The organism is Rhizobium favelukesii, from assembly GCF_000577275.2.
In the GTDB taxonomy this organism is placed as follows: Bacteria; Pseudomonadota; Alphaproteobacteria; order Rhizobiales; family Rhizobiaceae; genus Rhizobium; species Rhizobium favelukesii.
The window spans coordinates 3779468-3799646 of the sequence record NZ_HG916852.1 but is presented as its reverse complement, the minus strand read 5'-3'; the positions used below and the strand labels follow the sequence as shown (position 1 = coordinate 3799646).

21 protein-coding genes, 2 pseudogenes and 1 riboswitch are annotated in these 20179 nt (G+C 60.7%); of the genes and pseudogenes, 9 read left to right on the top strand and 14 right to left on the bottom strand.

The genetic code is table 11. The annotated features are described in order from the left end of the window. The first annotated feature begins 57 nt into the window (after positions 1 to 57). On the top strand, positions 58 to 600 hold the full coding sequence (gene hpt, locus LPU83_RS57290; protein WP_024316197.1) for a hypoxanthine phosphoribosyltransferase: 543 nt from the start codon (positions 58 to 60) through the stop codon (positions 598 to 600). A gap of 118 nt (positions 601 to 718) precedes the next feature. Further along, entirely contained in the window at positions 719 to 1078 is a 360-nt protein-coding gene (locus tag LPU83_RS57285) for a response regulator (protein ID WP_007789408.1), read from the top strand. 329 nt (positions 1079 to 1407) lie between these two features. On the opposite strand, the gene LPU83_RS57280 is transcribed toward LPU83_RS57285, so the two are convergent. From LPU83_RS57280 to argH, 6 genes are all read right to left on the bottom strand, one after another. Beyond that, positions 1408 to 1857: a hypothetical protein gene (locus tag LPU83_RS57280; protein ID WP_024316198.1), complete on the bottom strand. Its 450-nt coding sequence runs from the start codon at positions 1855 to 1857 to the stop codon at positions 1408 to 1410. A 177-nt stretch (positions 1858 to 2034) separates the two neighbouring features. Beyond that, the gene (locus LPU83_RS57275; protein WP_024316199.1) at positions 2035 to 2367 is read right to left on the bottom strand and encodes a hypothetical protein; all 333 of its coding nucleotides are present in this window, start codon (positions 2365 to 2367) and stop codon (positions 2035 to 2037) included. 119 nt (positions 2368 to 2486) lie between these two features. Continuing rightward, entirely contained in the window at positions 2487 to 5132 is a 2646-nt protein-coding gene (locus tag LPU83_RS57270; RefSeq protein ID WP_024316200.1) for a TIGR02302 family protein, read from the bottom strand. Positions 5133 to 5359: 227 nt separating this feature from the next. Then, on the bottom strand, positions 5360 to 6628 hold the full coding sequence (lysA, locus tag LPU83_RS57265) for a diaminopimelate decarboxylase (RefSeq protein WP_024316201.1): 1269 nt from the start codon (positions 6626 to 6628) through the stop codon (positions 5360 to 5362). A 12-nt stretch (positions 6629 to 6640) separates the two neighbouring features. Beyond that, on the bottom strand, positions 6641 to 6835 hold the full coding sequence (lptM, locus tag LPU83_RS57260) for an LPS translocon maturation chaperone LptM (protein ID WP_007789400.1): 195 nt from the start codon (positions 6833 to 6835) through the stop codon (positions 6641 to 6643). Between the two features lie 77 nt (positions 6836 to 6912). Then, positions 6913 to 8313: an argininosuccinate lyase gene (argH, locus tag LPU83_RS57255; RefSeq protein ID WP_024316202.1), complete on the bottom strand. Its 1401-nt coding sequence runs from the start codon at positions 8311 to 8313 to the stop codon at positions 6913 to 6915. Positions 8314 to 8354: 41 nt separating this feature from the next. Between argH and tlpA the strand changes: the two genes are divergently transcribed. Both tlpA and LPU83_RS57245 read left to right on the top strand, forming a co-directional pair. Then, positions 8355 to 9017 (top strand): thiol:disulfide interchange protein TlpA, encoded by a 663-nt coding sequence (gene tlpA / locus LPU83_RS57250; protein WP_024316203.1) that lies wholly within the window; start codon positions 8355 to 8357, stop codon positions 9015 to 9017. A gap of 252 nt (positions 9018 to 9269) precedes the next feature. Then, positions 9270 to 9800, top strand: coding sequence for a hypothetical protein (locus LPU83_RS57245; RefSeq protein ID WP_024316204.1), 531 nt, complete (start codon positions 9270 to 9272; stop codon positions 9798 to 9800). A gap of 61 nt (positions 9801 to 9861) precedes the next feature. Here LPU83_RS57245 and LPU83_RS57240 read toward each other — a convergent pair. Continuing rightward, positions 9862 to 10026: pseudogene (locus LPU83_RS57240) on the bottom strand (3-hydroxyacyl-CoA dehydrogenase family protein); the annotation flags it as partial. Here LPU83_RS57240 and LPU83_RS75395 point away from each other — a divergent pair. The 5 genes and pseudogenes from LPU83_RS75395 to nrdF all read left to right on the top strand — a co-directional run. Beyond that, positions 10012 to 10129, top strand: a pseudogene (locus LPU83_RS75395) (TlpA family protein disulfide reductase); the annotation flags it as partial. The pseudogenes LPU83_RS57240 and LPU83_RS75395 overlap by 15 nt on opposite strands. Before the next feature lie 160 nt (positions 10130 to 10289). Beyond that, positions 10290 to 10514: riboswitch (cobalamin riboswitch) on the top strand. Between the two features lie 255 nt (positions 10515 to 10769). Further along, entirely contained in the window at positions 10770 to 10991 is a 222-nt protein-coding gene (gene nrdH / locus LPU83_RS57230) for a glutaredoxin-like protein NrdH (protein WP_024316206.1), read from the top strand. Positions 10992 to 11002: 11 nt separating this feature from the next. Continuing rightward, positions 11003 to 11398, top strand: a complete 396-nt coding sequence (gene nrdI / locus LPU83_RS57225; RefSeq protein WP_024316207.1) for a class Ib ribonucleoside-diphosphate reductase assembly flavoprotein NrdI — start codon at positions 11003 to 11005, stop codon at positions 11396 to 11398. After that, entirely contained in the window at positions 11386 to 13539 is a 2154-nt protein-coding gene (nrdE, locus tag LPU83_RS57220) for a class 1b ribonucleoside-diphosphate reductase subunit alpha (RefSeq protein ID WP_024316208.1), read from the top strand. The genes nrdI and nrdE overlap by 13 nt, the downstream gene beginning before the upstream one ends. 17 nt (positions 13540 to 13556) lie before the next feature. Beyond that, positions 13557 to 14531, top strand: coding sequence for a class 1b ribonucleoside-diphosphate reductase subunit beta (gene nrdF, locus LPU83_RS57215; protein WP_024316209.1), 975 nt, complete (start codon positions 13557 to 13559; stop codon positions 14529 to 14531). A gap of 219 nt (positions 14532 to 14750) precedes the next feature. Here the strand turns inward: nrdF and LPU83_RS57210 are convergent, their stop codons facing one another. From LPU83_RS57210 to LPU83_RS57180, 7 genes are all read right to left on the bottom strand, one after another. After that, positions 14751 to 15632 carry a 3-hydroxybutyryl-CoA dehydrogenase gene (locus LPU83_RS57210; RefSeq protein WP_024316210.1) on the bottom strand — a complete coding sequence of 294 codons (882 nt, stop codon included), beginning with the start codon at positions 15630 to 15632 and terminating at the stop codon, positions 14751 to 14753. Positions 15633 to 15780: 148 nt separating this feature from the next. Further along, positions 15781 to 16722, bottom strand: a complete 942-nt coding sequence (locus LPU83_RS57205; protein ID WP_024316211.1) for an electron transfer flavoprotein subunit alpha/FixB family protein — start codon at positions 16720 to 16722, stop codon at positions 15781 to 15783. Between the two features lie 24 nt (positions 16723 to 16746). Beyond that, the gene (locus LPU83_RS57200) at positions 16747 to 17508 is read right to left on the bottom strand and encodes an electron transfer flavoprotein subunit beta/FixA family protein (RefSeq protein ID WP_037070090.1); all 762 of its coding nucleotides are present in this window, start codon (positions 17506 to 17508) and stop codon (positions 16747 to 16749) included. A 171-nt stretch (positions 17509 to 17679) separates the two neighbouring features. Next, the gene (locus LPU83_RS57195) at positions 17680 to 18468 is read right to left on the bottom strand and encodes a rhomboid family intramembrane serine protease (protein ID WP_024317002.1); all 789 of its coding nucleotides are present in this window, start codon (positions 18466 to 18468) and stop codon (positions 17680 to 17682) included. Between the two features lie 41 nt (positions 18469 to 18509). Further along, entirely contained in the window at positions 18510 to 19088 is a 579-nt protein-coding gene (locus LPU83_RS57190) for a cob(I)yrinic acid a,c-diamide adenosyltransferase (protein WP_024317003.1), read from the bottom strand. A gap of 25 nt (positions 19089 to 19113) precedes the next feature. Continuing rightward, complete coding sequence (locus LPU83_RS57185) at positions 19114 to 19317, bottom strand: twin transmembrane helix small protein (protein ID WP_007790735.1); 204 nt, start codon at positions 19315 to 19317, stop codon at positions 19114 to 19116. A 20-nt stretch (positions 19318 to 19337) separates the two neighbouring features. Continuing rightward, entirely contained in the window at positions 19338 to 20171 is an 834-nt protein-coding gene (locus LPU83_RS57180) for an SDR family oxidoreductase (RefSeq protein ID WP_024317004.1), read from the bottom strand. Positions 20172 to 20179: the final 8 nt, after the last annotated feature.

The following is a 20179-nucleotide window of genomic DNA, read 5'->3' as shown; positions in this document are numbered from 1 at the left end:
TTTCGTCCCGCTGTTTGTGGTAACGGCTTGTGCTCTATTCATGGAGAAAGCCTTCTTATGCCCGTCGTGCGCGGAAAAAATATCGAGCCACTCTTCACCGCTGAGCAGATTGCGGAACGCAACCATGCCATGGCGAAGCAGATTGCAGCGGGACCCACGAAGGATCTGCTGGTCATTGCCGTCTTGAAGGGCTCGTTCATCTTCGCCGCCGACCTCATCCGCGCGCTGCATGACAGCGGTTTGGCGCCCGAAGTCGAGTTCATCACGCTGTCGAGCTACGGCACCGGCACAGTTTCGCAAGGCGTTCGAATCGTCAAGGATATCGACAGCGACGTGAAGGATCGCGACGTTCTTCTGATCGACGATATTCTGGAATCCGGCCGCACGCTGCTGTTTGCCAAGGAACTGCTCTATGAGCGCGGCGCACGCCACGTCACCATTGCCGTGCTCCTCGACAAGAGCGTGAAGCGCAAGGAAAAGCTGGAAGCAGACTATGTCGGCTTCGAATGCCCCGACTATTTCGTCGTCGGCTACGGAATGGATGTCGCCTATGCCTTCCGCGAGCTTCCATTTGTCGGCGTCGTCACTGGCGACGCCTGAATGTGCCGTGATAAGACGGGTTGTTAACCATCCCGTCCATCCCTTGGCGCCGTTTACCGATCGCAAAGGAAAGTCGTGTGATTTCCGTTGCGGGGCATGAAACGGAGTGATGCACACCATGGCAAAAATTCTGATTACGGAAGACGAGGACTCCCTGCGTTCTTTCGTAGCCCGCGCTTTGCGTCTTGACGGTCATGAGACCGAAGAAGCCGCCGACGGTGCGGAAGGACTGGAAAAACTCAGAGACGGCGTCTACGACCTGCTGCTCTCGGATATCCGCATGCCCGTTATGGACGGCATCGAACTGGCGCACCAGGCAAAATCGGCCTTCCCGGCGCTGAAAATCCTGCTGATGACCGGCTATGCGGAACAGCGCGAACGCGCTGACGACCTGGCGGAAAAGATCGTCGATGTCGTCTCGAAGCCCTTTGCCTTGCCCGATATCCGCAAGGCAGTTGCGCGTGCGTTGGCCGCCTGAGCGCGTCACGATCTTTCAGGTTCGCTTGCGGCGCTTTCGCGCGGTTGTCTTGGCCAGCCATGTCCTTATCCCGAAAACGGGTCCCATTTTCGGTTGCGAGGGCGGTCATTTCGTGCGCCCTTGCTCCCATATCCTCTCGTCATCCTGCGCTTGACCCTCGGTGGGAGGATCGAGCTGATCGAGAAGTTGAATCCGGGCTGGCGGGACTTGCATCTTGAGCTGCGGCGAGGGGTGTTTGCGTCCTCGGGTCAAGCCACCGGCAAACCACTGCCTATTGCTCTCGGATCGTCCTCAAACCCGGGAGTTGCGTCAGGCACTGCCTCGGCTGTTCAGTTCTCGTCCCGAATGAACTTGCCTTCGTAGCGCACGCGGAAATTGCGTCGCTGGAAATCCTGCTGAAAGCACACGAAGATCAGTTCGATATCGGCCAGGCTGTCGCGCTTGTGGAGCAGGCTGAGGGTCACGACAATGACGCCGGCATAGCCGCGCGTCAGCCTGAACGCCGCATTGCGGATGGCATTGGCTTCGGCATCCTGCCGATCATCACGCCGCTCGTAGATCACCCAGAAGCGACAAATGTCCCATGTCGAACGAAGGATCTCCGTGATCTCCGCCTGGAACTGTTCGGCGTGCATGCCCGGGGACCAGGAGAGAGTTCGCTCGCCTTCGTCAGCTACGACGTTGAGGTAGCCATCGTATTCGCCGGTTCGGGAGAGGGCATTCTCGATCAACTCAAATGCTGCGTTTTCACCGATTGCCGTCTTGAAGAGAATTGCCATCGAATCGCTATCGTTATTCACTTGCAGCGTGACACTACGAAGCTTTCGCCAGGCAGGGCTAGCCTCGTCGATAAATTTGGAGCTTGGCGTCTACGATGTCATGCGTCTGGTTATGCCATCGTCTCGCTGGATGGGAGGCGATGGCATGATCGGCAAGGTTCCAGCCGTCGCGGCTTCTCAATAGTCGGGGCAAGCCGGATTTATGGTCGTTCCACTGTTCCCGCCCTGCGTCTGCAGCGTGCCAGGAACCGGCCGCGGCGGGCAATTGACTGGTCGCCGTGCTCTGGAGCCGTTGGACGAAATGCTCCCCGTCGTCTCCATGCTATAGGGAGCCGGTCGGTAGGCATTCGATCCGCGCCAGCTTCGGCTCGATTCGTAGCCGTCGGCAGCCATGGTCCTGCCGCCGCTGTTGGTCGTGGCGAAACCACCGATATCCATTGCGCTTACTGTGCTTGCAGCCATGCCGAATCCAAGCGCGATAGCTGCGATCAGCTTCAAATCCGTTTTCATGGAAATACCCTCGGCTCGTGCCCAAACGACGCGCGATCTCGCGTCACAGTAGACATAGGCGTCGGGGGCGTGGAGGCAGCGAATCTCACGCTATTGTGACCTGAATCGGCACAGTTGGGTTACTGGATGTCCAACAGCCGTTCCAGGTAGCGCCGTTCGATTTCCTGCGGTGGGTTGTTGCCGAGCTTTTCGCGAATGGCATCCAGGATCTCGCGGGCGCGCTGCACATCGATTTCGTCAGGCACCTTCACCTGATCGCCGAAATCAGGTCCTTCGGCGCGGCGTGGACGGCCAAGCGGGTCGCGGCCGTTCTGGTTGCCTTGCCCGACCTGACCCTGGGGACCCTGTCCCTGTTGGCCCTGCATTGCCTGCATCATCTGGTTCATCATGTCGCGCGCACCCTGGCGCAGCGCTTCCAGTGCACGTCCCTGGCCTTGGATCGCAGGTTCACCGTGGCCCTGACCGAGCTCGCGGCCGGCGCCTTCCATTTCGCGCTGGGCCTGACCGAAGCCCGGACCGGGCTTGATGCCCATGTCGCCAAGACCCTTCTGCAACTCGCCGAGCTGCTTGCCGAGTTCGTCCTGGCGCGAACGCAACTGCTTTAGGGCCTCGCGCAGCTGCTCGGCCGTCATCTGGTCGGAAGGCGACTGCCCCTGCTGGCTTTGGCCCTGCTGGCTTTGGCCCTGCTGGTTTTGGCCTTGCTGGTTCGGGTCCTGACTCTGGCCCTGCTGATCTTGCTGCATGCCGTCATTGTCCATCGGCGTGTCGTCGAGCAACGGATCGTTCATGCCCATGTTGGGATCGCCGCGCTGCATGCGGTCCTTCAGCTGCTGGTCCAGTTTGAACGTTTCTTCCATCAGTTTCTGCTGGTCACGCAGGATCTGGCCGAGCTTGTCCATTTGCTGGCGCATCTGGCTGTTGTCCTGGCCTTGCTGCCCCTGCTGCGGCCTGCCGGCCTGCAGGTTGTTCATCATTCGCTGCAGCTCGGAGAGCATCTGCTGGGCAGCGTCCCGATTGCCCGAGCGTGCGAGATTCTCGATCTGGTCCATCATCCGCTCCAGGTCCTGCTGGCGAATGATGTTCTGGGCGTTCTGGTTTGGCTGCATCGGCGCATTCTGCATGCGCTGGGCAAGCTCCTTCATATATTCCTGCATCGCCTTGCGCAGCTCGTCCATGAGCTTCTTGATCTCGGGATCAGGTGCATTGCGCTGCAGGGCATCGGCCAGGTTCTGCTGGGCATTGCGCAGGTTGCGCTCGGCCTGCGAAAGATCGCCGTCCTCCATGCCGACCGCGATATCCCAAAGGTAATCGGCGGTGTCCTTCATCGCTTCGTCGCCCTTGGTGAGCTTCATGCGTGTCAACGCGGATTGCAGCAGCAGGTAATTGGTCAGGCTCGGGATCGTCTCTTCCGGGCGGAGCGTCAGTGCTTCGTTCAGCGCGATCGCTTCCGGCATCTTCCGGGTATCGAGCGAGAAGACCTGCCGTTCCTCGGCCACGGCCGCGGCGAGAGGCTCGTTGAACGGGCGGGCGGGCAGCGTCATCTCGTGCGGCGGGCTGCGACCGGTCTGGCCGGCGGCGTCCTTGGCAACAAGGGTGATGCGGACCCGCTTACCCGAGAGTGGGTGCTCGGTAAGGTTCTTGCTGGTCACGCCTTTTGCGTCGCGCGAATTGCGGCGGGGGATATCCAGGCGAAAGTCGGGCAACGGGTAGAGCGGCGTTGCGGTCGGCTCGGCGTCGACAGGAACAATCTCCGCACGCGCTTCCTGTACGCCGTAGTCGTCCTTGACAGTGAAGCCGACTTCGAGCGCACCGTTGACCGTCGGCTTCGGCATGCCATTGAAGGCGATCTCGGGCGCCTTGTCAGGAATAACCTCAAAACTCCACGTGCGGCCGTTGACCTCGAGCTCGCCGTTTTCCTCGAGCTTCATCAGATGCGTAGCGGCCGACAGAGCAGGGAGTGCAGCCGTGCCTTCAGTCTGCGTCGCCGCTGGAGGCGCGGGCTGCTTGGCCGCCTCCTGAGGCGCGATGTTCTGTGCCTCGCCGTTCTCATGCCGGAAGACGACCTTCTCGGCGGTCTTGCCGCCGCTGACACGGACCGTAAGGTTCGAGAGTTCGGGAACACGGATCGCCGCCTGCTCGGTGCCGTTTACCGTCAGGTAGATCGGTGCGCGACCGGTATAGGAGGGTGGCGTGACCCAGGCATCGATGCGCACTGCAGGATCGGTGGTTTGCGGTGCCGGCCGCGGCAGCAGCGCGTCGGTGATCGAGCCGCCGTTCATCGATAGTGAATAGGCGAAACCCATCACCACAAGCAGGGCCGGGATGGCACGCAGCGCCATTCTGTCGTGGGAGGCGATGTCGGGACGCGGAAAGCCGGTATCAAGTGCCGCAATCTTCTCCGCCATACGCGTCTGGTGTTCGCGCCAGAGGGCGCGCGCGAAGGGCGTGTCGGTGGCGGGCTCGTCTTCCTGAACGGCCACCGGCTGGTGCTGCAGGCCGTTGCGCTGTTCGAGCAACCGGTCGGCAGCGGCCGTGTCGGGCCAGTGCAGCCGGCGCAGGGGAAGAAGCGTTGCGAGAGAGGCAACCGCGCAAAGGATCAGCAGCGCCACGCGGACCCAGTCGGGCGCGTAGCGAAAGACACCGAACCACGACGCTGCCAGATAGAGAGCCACAACCGACAGGATCGGCAGGAACAGGGGCAGCATCTGCTCGGACAGCAGGACCAGGCGCGCCAGAAAGCGCTTCGCCGCAACCAGCCGAGCCAAGGACGGCCTCAGGGCAAATGCACCGCGTTTCTCGCTGCTGGAGCTCTTATTCAATCCGGTCTCCGCGAGCTGGCGTTCGAGGGCAGAGTGCACTTCCGGCGATCGCCGGGGGAATTCGCTCCCTGTCAAAGATAACATTCTTTGTGGCGAAGGCGAGGGCAAGCGCCGGCCAATGCCGGTTTTTCACGGCTCTTCGCCAAAAAGTGATGCCATCACCGAGAGCGTGATCAGCCCAGCCAGGTCGGGACGGAATCGAGACCAATGAGCTCCTCGTAGGTCCCGCGCGGGCGAATCACGTGGAAATCGCTACCCTTGACCAGCACTTCGGGAACCAGAAGGCGGCTGTTGTAGGTGCCGGCCTGCACCGCGCCGTAGGCGCCGGCGGAGCTGATAGCGAAAAGATCTCCGGGTTTCGGCATCGCCATTTCGCGGTCGAGCGCCAGAAAATCGCCGGTTTCGCAGACGGGGCCGACAACATCCGCCTTGATGCGCGGCGCGTTTGCTGCGGAGATCACGACGGGGCGGATCTCGTGATGGGCTTCATAGAGGGTCGGGCGTATGAGGTCGTTCATTGCGCCGTCGACGATCACGAAGGTCTTTTCGCCGCCGTCCTTCACGTAGATCACTTCGGTCACCAGGATGCCAGCATTGCCGACGATCAGGCGGCCGGGCTCGGTGACGATCTTGCAGTTCAGTTCGCGCAGCTGGCTCTTGACGATTTCGGCATAGGCTTCCGGATGCGGCGGCGGGTTGTTGTCATCCCGGTAGGGGATACCAAGGCCACCGCCGACATCGACGTGATGGATGTCGTGGCCGTCGGCGCGCAACGTGCTCACCAACTCACGCAGCAGTTTGAAGGCGTCCTCGAACGGCTGCAGTTCGGTGATCTGACTGCCGATATGCATGTCGATACCGGTCACTTCGATGCCGGGCAGGGTCGCAGCGCGGGCATAGACGGCGCGGGCGCGCTCCCAGGAAATGCCGAACTTGTTTTCCTTCTTGCCGGTCGAGATCTTCGCATGCGTCCTGGCGTCGACATCGGGATTGATGCGGAAGGAGACAGGTGCCCTCTTGCCCGAATTGATGGCGCGCTGGTTAAGGATCTCGAGTTCCGGCTCGGACTCGACATTGAAGCAGTAGATGCCGGCCTCGAGCGCAAAGTCCATTTCGCGCGGTGTCTTGCCAACGCCGGAGAACATGATGCGCGATCCCGGGATGCCGGCGGCGAGCGCGCGGCGCAGCTCTCCTTCGGAGACGACGTCGATGCCGGCGCCAAGATTGCCGAGCGTCTTCAGCACGGCCTGATTGGAATTCGCCTTCATGGCGTAACAGACCATGGCGTCGACATCGTTGAACGCTTCGGCGAACACCCGATAGTGGCGCTCGAGCGTCGCCGTGGAATAGCAGTAGAAAGGTGTGCCGACGGCCTTGGCAATCTCGGGAACGGGAACGTTTTCGGCGTAGAGGACGCCGTCGCGATACTGGAAATGGTTCACGTCAGTTGCCTCTTAGAGAAGCGGATCGAGGATGAAGGGTCTATCCGCGGTGCCTGGCTGCGGCGTCGGCTTCGACGAGTCGCCGGTCTTCGTTGCGTTCGCGCTCGGCGGATCGAGATCGCCTTTACGCCCGCACCCGGCGACGGCAAGGCCGATCACGGCGAAAACAACCGTCAAGCGGACGATCTGCGGCAAGCTCTTCTGCATGGAATTCCTCTTGGAGCGGCACTGGTGGACACCTTCATAGCGAAGTTTGTCCACCTTGTGCACCCTGATTGTTGAGGTCAGTTGCGGGCGCGCCAGTAGGCGATCTGCTTGCGCACTTCCTCAGGTGCCGTGCCGCCAAAGCTCTTGCGGCTTGCAACCGATGCCTCGACCGTCAGCACGTCGTAGACCTTGTCGGTAATGGCCTGATTGATCGCCTGCAGATCGGCAAGCGACAGGTCGGCGAGATCACAACCCTTGCTCTCGGCAAGCGCCACGGCGCGGCCGGTCACGTGATGGGCGTCGCGGAACGGCAGGCCGGCCTCGCGCACCAGCCAGTCGGCAAGGTCGGTTGCAGTCGAGTAGCCGGAACCGGCTGCGGCTTTCATGCGCGCGGTATTGATCGTCAGGTCGCGGACCATGCCCGTCATGGCAGCGATGGCCAGTTCCAGGCTCTCGGCGGCGTCGAAGACCTGCTCCTTGTCTTCCTGCATGTCCTTGGAATAGGCGAGCGGCAGGCCCTTCATGATGGTCAGAAGCGCGATCAGCGAGCCGTTGATGCGGCCGGTCTTGGCGCGCACCAGTTCGGCGGCGTCGGGGTTCTTCTTCTGCGGCATGATCGACGAGCCGGTGGAGAAGGCATCCGACAGGCGCACGAAGCCGAATTGCGGGGTCGACCAGATGACGATCTCTTCGGCCAGACGCGACAGGTGCATGCTGCAGATGGCGGCCAGCGCCAGGAACTCGATGGCGAAATCGCGGTCGGAGACGGTGTCGATCGAGTTGCGGGTCGGTTCGCGGAAGCCGAGCGCCTTGGCGGTCATGTGGCGATCGATCGGATAGCCGGTGCCGGCCAGCGCCGCCGCGCCGATCGGGCTTTCATCGAGATGCTCGATGGCATGGCGTACGCGCGAGCGGTCGCGGCCGAACATTTCGACATAGGCCATGCAGTGATGGCCGAAGGTGACGGGCTGTGCCGTCTGCAAATGCGTGAAGCCCGGCATGACGGTTTCGGCATGCTCTTCGGCGCGGTCGAGGAAGGCGGCGATCAGGTTGGTCAGCAGCTGCTCGGTCTTCTCAAGCTCTTCCTTCACCCAGAGGCGGAAATCGAGCGCGACCTGGTCGTTGCGCGAACGGGCGGTGTGCAGGCGGCCGGCGGCCGGGCCGATCAGCGTCGCGAGCCGTGCCTCGACATTCATGTGAATGTCTTCGAGCTGGCGGGAGAATTCGAAATTGCCGCTTTCGATCTCTGACAGGATCGTGTTTAGCCCCTCGACGATCTTGTCCTTATCATCGGACTGAATGATGCCCTGGTGGGCGAGCATGGTGGCGTGGGCGATCGAGCCGCGGATGTCTTGTGCAAACAGCTTCTTGTCGAAACCGATCGAGGCATTTATCTCCTCCATGATCGCATCTGGGCCGGAAGCGAAACGTCCGCCCCACATCTGGTTGGAGGATTTGGTGTCCGTGCTGTCGGCCATGAAGATGCCTGCCTTGAAGAACGCGTGTCTCGGAGAACGAAATGACGACAAGAACGCCCCTGCGCCTGCCATCCCTCAAGCTGATAGGGATCGCGGCCGTCGCAGGCATTATTGCCGGTGCGGCAGCGGTTTACATCAGGGAAGCCGGGTCTGGCAATGGCGGGGCGCAAACGGCATCGGGCGAATGCGCGGCGGCAAAGGACGTCGCCGCCAGGATTTCGCCGTTCCTGAAGGGCCAGGTCGCAGCAATGGTTGCCGCCGACGAGCACCGCAAGCTCACCGCCGTCGCCTTCAAGGGCGCCGACGGCAAACCGATGACACTCGACAACTTCGCCGGCAAGACCGTGCTCTTCAATCTCTGGGCGACGTGGTGCGTGCCCTGCCGCGAGGAAATGCCGGCCCTGAACGCGCTGGAGAAGGAGTTGGGCAGCGACAGGTTCCAGGTCGTTCCCGTCAACATCGATACCGGCGACGATGAGAAACCGAAGGCTTTCCTGAGCGAGATCGGCGTTGATGCGCTCAAGCTCTATCGCGACAACACGATCGAGGTGTTCAACAGCCTGAAGAAGCAGGGCCTGGCGTTCGGCCTGCCCGTCACGCTGCTGATCAACGACAAGGGCTGCTTGATCTCTGCCATGAACGGGCCGGCGGCCTGGGATAGCGAAGATGCCAAGGCGCTGATCAAGGGTGCCGTGGGGTCGTGAGCGTCGACAACTTCGAATACTCCCTCGAAAGACGCCACACGACCACCGATATTGAAGGCCCATTGCGGACCTTGCCGTGCGTCGCTAGATTGTGAACGAGACGAAGTCGCGTGCTTGGCGCATAAGTCGAACCCCGACTGAAGGAGACGGCGTCTCCCAAGCTTTTCAAGCTTTAGCTCGCTTCGCTCAGGGGGCAGGCGAGCCCTATCGAACGCAAGTCAGTTTACTGGTGCGACAGAGTAGGAGGCGTAGATGGCAATTTCGCGCAAGCAGGCAGAGCGTTTGCTAACGGCGGACGAATGGCAACTCGTTCAAAAAACCCACCATCCGGCGATGCAGGGCCTGCCGGATGCTGATCTCTCGGACCTCGCCAAGCGAATACGTGAAAGGCGCGATCGTGCGCAAAGCGAGGCGAATAGACAGCGCAGGGAAATGAGAGGCAAGGCGCAACCCAAAGGGGCGGCGCCAGCGCGCAAGGATACGGGCACGAGAGCCAAACTCGAAGTTCTGGCAATGGGCGTGCGTAGTGTAAATGCCGAACAGGCTCGTCGGCGTAGAATGCTCGCTAAAGTTCAGATGGTCGAGAACATGCGAGCCGTGTTGGCGCGAAAGAAAGAAGCAAAAAGCGAGAAAGACGCGTCATTTAACGCACGCCAGGCTCATGCAGGCATGCACTCGATCGAAAGTTCAAAGCGCAAAAATCTCATCCGTCCTATGGAGCGAGGTAGATTGCGGAAGGCTGGCGCTGTTTCACAGGCAAAGCGCGACGCCCGTGGCGTATAGGCGTTGATGGTTTTTGCCAGGTCACTTCATCAGCTTATCGATCTGGTGTGAGCGGCCAACCTCAAATAGCAGGAATGGAACCCGACATCTCGTGGATCCGCGATATCAATTGGCGTCTCGGGACCGGCGGTTCGCCACGATAGTCATAGAAGCCACGGCCGGACTTGCGGCCGAGCCAGCCGGCCTCGACATATTTCACCAGCAGCCGGCAGGGGCGGTCCTTGGCCTGTCCGCCACGCTGCTGATCGATGACAAGGGCGGTCTCCGCCATGAACGGCCCCGCGGCCTGGGACAGCGAGGACGCAGCTGATCAGGGCGCGGTCGGGTCGCAAGAGGCGTCGCGACGCGGTGCAGATCGAATACTCTGCTTCGCTCCAATTTTCTTTCGAGGTCGATCCGTCCGACACCCCCTCCGGAGTGGCATTGCGATTTCCCAGACTTTCACCGGCTGGTGTGAACATAGCCATTGACGGGAAATTAACCTCATATACTATATGTAGTGTTCGAGGTTCTTCAGATTCGCAAGGATCGGAAGCTAAGACGGGAATAAGGTGCGCGACGTCCATGACGGGCCGAGCAATGCCGGAGCTGCCCCCGCAACTGTAAGCGGCGAGTGTTCGTTCGACAAAGCCACTGAAGTCTTTGATTTCGGGAAGGCGAGAATGAGCGCTATGACCTGCAAGCCAGGAGACCTGCCTCGATCAGCAACGTCCACGGGCGGGGTGTCCGGATGGAGAGCGTTGGATTGTGCACGATGCCGCGATCTTCGCTTCCGCTAATGCCCCGCATGAGTCACTTCGGGGTGAAGTCTTATGTCCTTGAGTTTCGATTTGCATCTACGCGAGTGACGGGCATTTAGCGCGCCCGGCAATCGGCAATAGCTGTCTTCATTTTCGAGTTCCTGTCGCACGGACATCGGCGGATGTCCGAACGATCCTTTATGCCTTCCTGATACACGAGGATATATTGATGAGCATTACTGTTTACAGCAAGCCCGCCTGCGTCCAGTGCACCGCGACCACCCGCGCACTCGACCGCCAGGGCATCGATTACACCGTGATCGACGTTTCCACCGATTCTGCGGCCTACGAACTGGTGCAAGGCCTCGGCTATCGCCAGGTGCCCGTGGTCGTCGCCGGTGAGCAGCATTGGGCCGGGTTCCGCCCCGATAAGATCAGCGCGCTGGTGTGACGGAAAGGACGATGGGCGAGATCGTCTATTTTTCCAGTCGGTCGGAAAACACTCATCGCTTCGTAACAAAGCTGGGTTTGCCGGCCCAACGCATCCCGATCGGCGGCGACGCTAACCTTGCGGTTAGCAGTCCTTTCGTCCTGATCGTCCCCACCTATTGCGGCGAATGCGGCAAGGGGGCCGTGCCCAAAGAGGTGATCCGCTTCCTCAACGACGCGGAAAACCGTTCAAACATCCGCGGGGTCATCGCCGCGGGCAACAGCAACTTCGGAGCGACCTTCGGGATCGCCGGCGACATCATCTCTGCCAAGTGCCAGGTGCCGTACCTCTACAGGTTCGAGCTGCTGGGCACGGCGGCGGATGTCGACAACGTCAGACGCGGATTGGAACGATTTTGGACACGCTAACGCTCGATCGACCTCTGAAGGCATCAGAAGCCGCGCTCGACTACCACGCCCTCAATGCCATGCTGAACCTCTATGACGAGGACGGCAAAATCCAGCTTGACAAGGATCGGCTGGCGGCCAAGCAGTATTTCCTGCAGCATGTGAACCAGAACACCGTCTTCTTTCATAACCTCAGGGAAAAGCTCGATTACCTGGTGACCGAGGGTTATTACGAGCAGGACATTCTCGACCAATATTCGTTCAACTTCGTGCGCGAACTCTTCGACCATGCCTATGCGAAAAAGTTCCGCTTCCCAACCTTCCTCGGGGCTTTCAAGTATTACACCAGCTATACGCTGAAGACCTTCGACGGAAAGCGCTATTTGGAGCGCTACGAGGACCGCATTTGCATGGTTGCCCTGACGCTGGCCTGCGGCAACGAAAACCTCGCCCGTGATATGGTCGATGAGATCATCGCCGGGCGGTTTCAGCCCGCGACGCCGACCTTCCTCAATGCCGGGAAGAAGCAACGCGGCGAACTCGTCTCCTGCTTTCTCTTGCGCGTCGAGGACAACATGGAGTCGATCGCGCGAGGCATCAATTCGGCGCTTCAGTTGTCGAAGCGCGGCGGGGGTGTTGCACTTGCTCTGACGAACCTGCGGGAAGCGGGTGCTCCGATCAAGCAGATCGAGAATCAGTCTTCCGGCGTCATTCCTGTCATGAAGCTTTTGGAAGATTCATTCTCTTACGCCAACCAACTCGGCGCGCGCCAAGGGGCAGGGGCAGTCTACCTCCATGCGCACCATCCCGACATTATGCGCTTCCTTGACACCAAACGCGAAAATGCCGATGAGAAGGTCCGGATCAAGACGCTGTCGCTCGGTGTCGTCATTCCCGACATTACCTTCGAGCTCGCAAAGAACAACGAGGACATGTACCTCTTCTCGCCCTACGACGTGGAGCGGGTCTATGGCGTGGCTTTCACCGAGATTTCGGTGACGGAAAGGTACCGCGAGATGGTGGCCGACAGCCGTATCCGTAAGAAAAAGATCAAGGCGCGCGACTTCTTCCAGGTGATCGCCGAAATCCAGTTCGAAAGCGGCTATCCCTACATCATGTTCGAAGACACGGTGAACCGCGCCAATCCGGTCGCCGGCCGCATCACGATGAGCAACCTTTGCTCGGAAATCCTGCAGGTGAGCGAGGCGAGCGAGTTCAACAATGATCTCTCCTACAAGCATATGGGCAAGGACATCTCCTGCAACCTCGGCTCGCTCAATATCGCCGCGGCGATGGATTCCACCGACTTCGGCAAGACAATCGAGACTTCGATCCGCGCGCTGACCGCCGTTTCCGACCTGAGCCATATCGCCTCGGTGCCGTCAGTCGAGAAGGGCAATGACGACAGCCATGCGATCGGCCTCGGCCAGATGAACCTGCACGGCTATCTCGCCCGCGAGCGCATCTACTACGGTTCGGACGAAGGCGTCGATTTCACCAATATGTATTTCTACACGGTGACCTACCATGCCATCCGCGCCTCGAACCGGCTGGCGGGGGAGCGTGGCACGAGCTTCAAGGGATTCGAGAACTCGACGTATGCAACCGGCGAATACTTCGACAAATACACGGAGCAGGCCTGGGTCCCGGCAACCGAGCGGATCAAGGAGCTCTTCGAGACAGCCGGCATCGATATTCCGACACAGGAAGACTGGCTTGTGCTGAAGCAGGCGGTAATGACCTTTGGCCTCTATAACCAGAACCTGCAGGCCGTGCCGCCGACCGGTTCGATCTCCTACATCAATCACTCGACCTCCTCGATCCATCCGATCGTTTCGAAGATCGAAATCCGCAAGGAGGGCAAGATCGGCCGCGTCTACTATCCGGCGGCCTTCATGACCAATGACAATCTCGAATATTACCAGGATGCCTACGAGATCGGGCCGGAGAAGATCATCGACACCTATGCGGCGGCGACCCAGCATGTCGATCAAGGCCTGTCCCTGACGCTGTTCTTCCGTGACACGGCAACCACCCGCGACATCAACCGGGCGCAAATCTACGCCTGGAAGAAGGGCATCAAGACCATCTACTACATCCGCCTGCGCCAGATGGCGTTGTCCGGCACCGAGGTGCAGGGCTGCGTTTCCTGCACACTTTGACTTTACGAGGACGTCCAATGAACATCCAAATCAAGCCCGCAAGTCGCGTGCGCGCCATCAACTGGAACCGTGTCGAGGACGACAAGGACCTCGAAGTCTGGAACCGCCTCACCGGAAACTTCTGGCTGCCGGAAAAGGTGCCGTTGTCGAACGACATTCCGTCCTGGGCAACGTTGAAGCCCGACGAGCAGCAGCTCACCATCCGGGTTTTCACCGGCCTGACGCTTCTCGACACGATCCAGAACGGCGTCGGCTCGGTGAAGTTGATGGCCGATGCCGCGACGCCGCATGAGGAAGCGGTACTCTCCAACATCTCCTTCATGGAGGCAGTCCACGCACGCTCGTACTCGTCGATCTTCTCGACGCTTTGCCTGACGCCTGATGTCGACGACGCCTATCGCTGGTCGGAAGAGAACGCGTTCCTGCAGAAGAAGTCAGAGCTGATCATGAAGGAATACGCCTCCAACGACCCACTGAAGAGGAAGGTTGCCAGCGTCTTTCTCGAAAGTTTCCTGTTCTATTCCGGCTTCTATCTGCCGATGTACTGGTCGAGCCGCGCCAAGCTCACCAACACGGCTGATATGATCCGCCTCATCATCCGCGACGAGGCGGTCCACGGCTACTATATCGGCTACAAGTTCCAGCGCGGTCTTGAGCGGCTGTCCGAGGCGCGTCAGCAGCAGATCAAGGACTTTGCGTTCGAACTGCTGCTCGAACTCTACGACAACGAGGCGAAATATACCGAGGCGCTCTACGATGGCGTCGGGCTCACCGAGGACGTCAAGAAGTTTCTGCACTACAACGCCAACAAGGCGCTGATGAACCTCGGCTACGAGGCGCTCTTCCCGCCGGAAGCCTGCAAGGTCAATCCGGCGATCCTGTCGGCGCTGTCGCCAAACGCCGACGAGAACCACGACTTCTTCTCCGGATCAGGATCCTCCTATGTCATCGGCAAGGCTGTCTCGACCGAAGATGAGGACTGGGACTTTTAGGCGGGGCTATCACTGGAAAAATTCCTGTCTCGATTTTCCGCTCGGGCAGCGGGCGAGGAGGAAAAGCGCGGACTGGTGCGCTGGCTGCGGCCGGACGACCAGATCCCCGGTTCCGGCTCGGAAAAGGAGAAGGCTACAAACCCTCCTGGCAGGTCTAAAGGCAAAAACGAAAGCGCGACAAGCGAATCTGAAAGCGATTCGGAGGGATCGCCTCGCGCTTTAGCGGGTCGGGACCGGCGTTTCGCCGCGATAGTCGTAGAAGCCGCGGCCGGACTTGCGGCCGAGCCAGCCGGCCTCGACATATTTCACCAGCAGCGGGCAGGGGCGGTACTTGGAGTCGGCCAAGCCGTCGTGCAACACCTGCATGATCGACAGGCAGGTGTCGAGACCGATGAAATCGGCCAGCTGCAGCGGCCCCATCGGATGGTTGGCGCCGAGCTTCATGGCGGTGTCGATCGCATCGACGGTGCCGACGCCCTCGTAGAGGGTGTAGATCGCTTCGTTGATCATCGGTAGCAGGATGCGGTTGACGATGAAGGCCGGGAAATCCTCGGCGACCGTCACGGTTTTTTCCAGCGAGGCCACGAATTCCTTGGCGGTGGCGAAGGTGCCCTCTTCCGTGGCGATGCCGCGCACCAGCTCGACCAGCTTCATTACCGGCACCGGGTTCATGAAATGGATGCCCATGAAGTGCTCGGGGCGGTCGGTGGCGGAAGCGAGCCGGGTGATCGACAGCGAGGACGTGTTGGTGGCGAGGATCGCTTCCGGCTTCAGGACTGGACAGACCTGGGCGTAAATCTTTCGCTTGACGCTTTCGTCTTCGGTCGCAGCTTCGATCACGAGATCCGAAGCGGCGAGATCGTTGATGTCGGAGGAGCCGGAAATCAGGGCGAGGGTGGCGGAGCGCTCGTCATCCGTCATCTTGCCGCTCGTCACATGGCGGGCGAGGTTGCCGTTGATGGTGGCGAGACCATGCTGGACGCGTTCGTCGGAGACATCGTAGAGCTGGACCTTATAGCCCGCATCTGCCGAAACCTGTGCGATGCCGCAACCCATCTGGCCCGCGCCGATGATACCAATCGTCTTCAACACCGCATTCATCTCCAAACCCCCGCTCGGCATACGCCCCTGCGCTGCCGCATTTTTCTAACAAAACTGCCGGGCAAATGATCGCCCGGCAGAAGTAGTAGCCCTTAAAAAGATAATTTTCCAGTCATTCGCAAGTGCGGAATGAAGGCATCCGCTCGGTTCAAAGCGCCTTCTGCAATTCCGGCAGGGCCTCGAACAGATCGGCGACGAGACCGTAGTCGGCAACCTGGAAGATCGGGGCCTCTTCGTCCTTGTTGATGGCGACGATGACCTTCGAATCCTTCATGCCGGCGAGGTGCTGGATGGCGCCCGAGATGCCGCAGGCGATGTAGAGATCAGGTGCCACGACCTTGCCGGTCTGGCCGACCTGCCAGTCGTTCGGGGCATAACCGGCATCGACGGCAGCGCGCGAGGCGCCGACGGCGGCACCGAGCTTGTCGGCGACCGGCAGGATGACCTCCCTGAACTTTTCGGCGGAGCCGAGCGCCCGGCCACCGGAGATGATGATCTTCGCCGAGGTCAGTTCCGGACGGTCGGAGGCCGACAGCGCGTCCTTGACAAAGGTCGACAGACCCGGGTTGGCGGCGGCCGCAATGGTTTCGACCGGGGCGGAACCGCCTTCGGCCGCTGCAGCAAACGAGGCGGTGCGCACGGTGATGACGCGTCTGGCGTCGGTCGCCTGTACCGTCTGGATGGCATTACCGGCATAGATCGGCCGCTTGAAGGTATCGGCCGAGACCACCTCGATGATCTCGGAGACCTGGGCGACGTCGAGGAGGGCGGCCACGCGCGGCATGACGTTCTTGCCGGTCGAGGTGGCGGCGGCGATGATCGTGTCGTAGCTGCCGGAAAGCTGGACGATCAGCGCCGCCAGCGGCTCGGCCAGATTGTTGGCAAGGCTTGCATCCTCGGCAACCAGCACCTTGGAGACACCGGAGAGCTTGGCTGCCTGCTCGGCTGCTGCCTTGGCGCCGGCGCCGGCGACCAGCACGTGCACGTCGCTTGCCTGTTCCTTGGCAATCTTCGATGCCGCCGTCAGCGTCTTGGCGGTCTGGTCGGAAAGGTGGTTGCCGTCGTGATCAGCCAGAAGAAGAATGGCCATGGATATATCTTCCTTTCTCGAACCCTAGAGGACGCCTGCTTCGACTTTAAGCTTTTCGACCAGCTCGGCGACCGACTTGACCTTGACGCCGGCCTTGCGGCCGGACGGCTCCTCGGTCTTCAACACCTTGAGGCGCGGTTCGGTGGAGACGCCGAAATCTGCAGGAGCCTTCTTGTCGAGCGGCTTCTTCTTCGCCTTCATGATGTTCGGCAGCGAGGCGTAGCGCGGCTCGTTCAGACGCAGATCCGTGGTGACGACGGCCGGCAGCTTGATCTCGATCGTCTGCAGGCCGCCATCGACTTCGCGGGTCACCTGAGCCTTGCCCCCAGGACCAGGGACTTCGATCTCGATCTTCGAGGCAAACGTCGCCTGCGCCGTGCCGAGCAGGGCCGCCAGCATCTGGCCGGTCTGGTTCGAGTCGTCATCGATTGCCTGCTTGCCTGTGATGATGAGGCCCGGCTGCTCGGCATCGACGACGCCCTTGAGGATCTTGGCAACCGCAAGCGGCTCTAGCGTCTCGTCGGTCTCGACGAGGATGGCGCGGTCAGCACCCATGGCAAGCGCGGTGCGCAGCGTTTCCTCGGCCTTGGCCGGGCCGATCGACACGACGATCACTTCCTCGGCCTTGCCGGCTTCCCTCAGCCGCAGCGCCTCTTCCACCGAGATCTCGTCGAACGGGTTCATCGACATCTTCACGTTCGTAAGCTCGACGCCTGTGCCATCCGGCTTCACGCGGATCTTCACGTTGTAATCAACCACCCGCTTCACGGGGACGAGAATTTTCATGGGGTCCTTCCTTCAACTCTTTCGCCAAGAAAATGCGCGTTTCGGCGCTGCTCCGATTGTCGAATGGCGACATGGATACGCGTTTTTCCTCCAAACACAACGCTTCCATGACGCAGACAGGCAAATTGATCCCGTGAATATATTACGTTTACGTTCACGTCAATATTGGAACTATTGCTTGCCCCAGGGAAGGCGCGGGCGCAACTGCTGGCCGGGCGCCACGACCATGGTCGGGTTGGGGATGGGCCGGTCCCTGACGGCCTTCGGTGTGACGACTTCTCGATCAAAGAGAGGGACGCCGCGGCGGCGCATCACAAGGACCAGCAGGCCGCCGGCGACGATGCCGCCGACATGCGCTCCCCAGGAAATACTGCCATCGGGTTCGATTAGCAGCATCACGAATTGTTGGCCGATCCAGAGAAGGAGCGGAACGAAGGCCGGCAATGGCAGGGGCACGCGCATCAGCACCAGGACCCAGACCTTCACACGCGGATGCAGCACGACGTAAGCCGTGACCACGCCTGATATCGCGCCGGAGGCGCCCACAAGCGGCGCTTCCGATGTCGTCCCCACCAGGCCGTGGAAGAGCGCACCGGCGGTTGCGCAGAGCAGATAGAAGGCAAGGAAGCGAACATGCCCCATCGCGTCCTCGACATTGTCGCCGAACACCCAAAGGAAGAGCATGTTCGACGCGAGGTGCCATAAGCCGGAATGCACGAACGAATAGGTGATGTAGGTCAGCGGTTCCGGCGTGAAGGCCAGCGCCGGCTCCAGCGTCGCATGGTGAAAGGCGACCGCCGGAATATAGCCCAAGCCAACGATCGTCGCCTGCGACGCAGAAGGGCTGGCGACGACACCGGTGAACAGCCAAACCGCGACATTCAGCGCGATCAGCGCCATCGTCACCCACTGGACCTTGATATGCTTCAGCGTATTGGCATCGTGCAGCGGTATGAACATGAAGCCTGCCCCCGGCGTTCGCGTCACATAGTCGGGGCAGCCTACCTGTTTTTTCCTGGAACCCAAAGCACATCCGCGTGGCCACGGTCATTGGCGTGGCGGGCGGCGACGAAAAGGAAGTCCGAAACGCGGTTGACGTATTTCAATGCGGCGTCGCTGACGACCTCGCCATCTGTCCGGGCAAGCTCGACCATCAGCCGCTCCGCGCGGCGTGCGATCGTGCGGGCGAGATGAAGATGAGCAGCAGCCGAGTGCCCGCCCGGCAGCACAAAGGACTTCAAAGGCTGCAGGTCCGCGTTCAACTCGTCGATGTCGCTCTCGATGCGGGCGACTTGGCTATCGACTATGCGCAGCGGTTCTTGTGCCGGTGGCTTGCCATAATCCGGCGTTGCAAGGTCCGCACCAAGGTCGAAGAGGTCATTCTGGATCGACGTCAGCATTCTCTCCAGGACGGGCATGCCCTGCATATGAAGCCGCGCGACGCCGATGGCGGAGTTGGCCTCGTCGATGGTGCCGTAGGCCTCGACGCGCAGATCGTATTTCAGTCGACGCGGCCCTGAAACAAGCGCGGTCGTGCCGTCGTCACCTGTCTTCGTATAGATTTTGTTGAGCCTTACCATGTCTATCCCCCTCTCTCCTTCCGCCTTAGCTAGGGCGGCCGCCACCGGTCAGCCAGAGCGTCAGCATGATCAGGAGCACGGCGATCGCCTGCAGCAGTACGCGCAGCTGCATCAGCTTGTTGGAAAGGTTCGGATTGCCGCCCTTCATCATGTTGAAGAGGCCACGAATCAGCACCAGGGCGACGATGCCCATGACGATGATCGCGAGGATGTAGGTGACCGTGGACATGCTGGCTCTGGCTTTCTTGATTAGTCCACCAAGCGCATCAGGCGGTAGAAAAGGTCGGCGGGCAGCAGCCTTTTCAGCACCATACCCTGCTTTGCCGGCGTGGTTACGGGGTAATGTGGTTTCGGATTGTTCGAGTTCAATGCGTGCTTCAACACGGCATAGACGGCATCCGGACCGAGCTTATGTCGATTGGGACGGCCCGAGCCGTCAAGGCGTGCAAGCTGACGGCGGTAATCTGCCGCATGCACCGAGTTCTTCACGTCGATATGTTCGTTGATTTTTGCGAGCGCGTTTGCCGTGAAGCGGGAGGCAATCGGCCCGGGTTCGATCAAGCTCACATGAATTCCGCTGCCCTGCAGCTCCATGCGAAGGCTGATACTGAGGCCCTCGAGAGCGAATTTGGAAGCGGTATAGGCGCCGCGGAACCGGTACGGCACGACGCCGAGGATCGATGAGCACTGGACGATCCGGCCCTGGCCACGCTTGCGCATCAGTGGCACGACCTGGCGCGTCAATTCGTGCCAGCCGAAGACATTCGTTTCGAACTGAGCGCGCAGGGCGTCGGTCGGAAGGTCCTCGACGGCGCCGGGCTGCCCGTAGGCGCCGTTGTTAAACAACGCGTCGATACGCCCGCCGGTCAGCGCCGTCACGTCGCGCACGAGATCCGAAATCGTGTCGCCGCGCGTATAGTCCATGCGGAAGGCCTCGATGCCGTCGGCTTCCAGCGGTGCCAGATCATCGAATTTACGCACTGTGGCAAAGACCCGCCAGCCGTCGGCCTTCAGCGCGCGGGCGCAGTGTGCGCCGATCCCGGAAGAGCATCCGGTCACGATGATAGTGCGCTGATCCGACATGGAATGAT

Excerpts from the sequence above, each read along its gene's own strand:
- hpt (WP_024316197.1), top strand. The coding sequence starts at position 58 with ATGCCCGTCGTGCGCGGAAAAAATATCGAGCCACTCTTCACCGCTGAG.
- LPU83_RS57285 (WP_007789408.1), top strand. The coding sequence starts at position 719 with ATGGCAAAAATTCTGATTACGGAAGACGAGGACTCCCTGCGTTCTTTC.
- LPU83_RS57280 (WP_024316198.1), bottom strand. The coding sequence starts at position 1,857 with ATGGCAATTCTCTTCAAGACGGCAATCGGTGAAAACGCAGCATTTGAG.
- LPU83_RS57275 (WP_024316199.1), bottom strand. The coding sequence starts at position 2,367 with ATGAAAACGGATTTGAAGCTGATCGCAGCTATCGCGCTTGGATTCGGC.
- lptM (WP_007789400.1), bottom strand. The coding sequence starts at position 6,835 with ATGCAGAAGAGCTTGCCGCAGATCGTCCGCTTGACGGTTGTTTTCGCC.
- argH (WP_024316202.1), bottom strand. The coding sequence starts at position 8,313 with ATGGCCGACAGCACGGACACCAAATCCTCCAACCAGATGTGGGGCGGA.
- tlpA (WP_024316203.1), top strand. The coding sequence starts at position 8,355 with ATGACGACAAGAACGCCCCTGCGCCTGCCATCCCTCAAGCTGATAGGG.
- LPU83_RS57245 (WP_024316204.1), top strand. The coding sequence starts at position 9,270 with ATGGCAATTTCGCGCAAGCAGGCAGAGCGTTTGCTAACGGCGGACGAA.
- nrdH (WP_024316206.1), top strand. The coding sequence starts at position 10,770 with ATGAGCATTACTGTTTACAGCAAGCCCGCCTGCGTCCAGTGCACCGCG.
- nrdI (WP_024316207.1), top strand. The coding sequence starts at position 11,003 with ATGGGCGAGATCGTCTATTTTTCCAGTCGGTCGGAAAACACTCATCGC.
- nrdF (WP_024316209.1), top strand. The coding sequence starts at position 13,557 with ATGAACATCCAAATCAAGCCCGCAAGTCGCGTGCGCGCCATCAACTGG.
- LPU83_RS57210 (WP_024316210.1), bottom strand. The coding sequence starts at position 15,632 with ATGAATGCGGTGTTGAAGACGATTGGTATCATCGGCGCGGGCCAGATG.
- LPU83_RS57205 (WP_024316211.1), bottom strand. The coding sequence starts at position 16,722 with ATGGCCATTCTTCTTCTGGCTGATCACGACGGCAACCACCTTTCCGAC.
- LPU83_RS57200 (WP_037070090.1), bottom strand. The coding sequence starts at position 17,508 with ATGAAAATTCTCGTCCCCGTGAAGCGGGTGGTTGATTACAACGTGAAG.
- LPU83_RS57195 (WP_024317002.1), bottom strand. The coding sequence starts at position 18,468 with ATGTTCATACCGCTGCACGATGCCAATACGCTGAAGCATATCAAGGTC.
- LPU83_RS57190 (WP_024317003.1), bottom strand. The coding sequence starts at position 19,088 with ATGGTAAGGCTCAACAAAATCTATACGAAGACAGGTGACGACGGCACG.
- LPU83_RS57185 (WP_007790735.1), bottom strand. The coding sequence starts at position 19,317 with ATGTCCACGGTCACCTACATCCTCGCGATCATCGTCATGGGCATCGTC.
- LPU83_RS57180 (WP_024317004.1), bottom strand. The coding sequence starts at position 20,171 with ATGTCGGATCAGCGCACTATCATCGTGACCGGATGCTCTTCCGGGATC.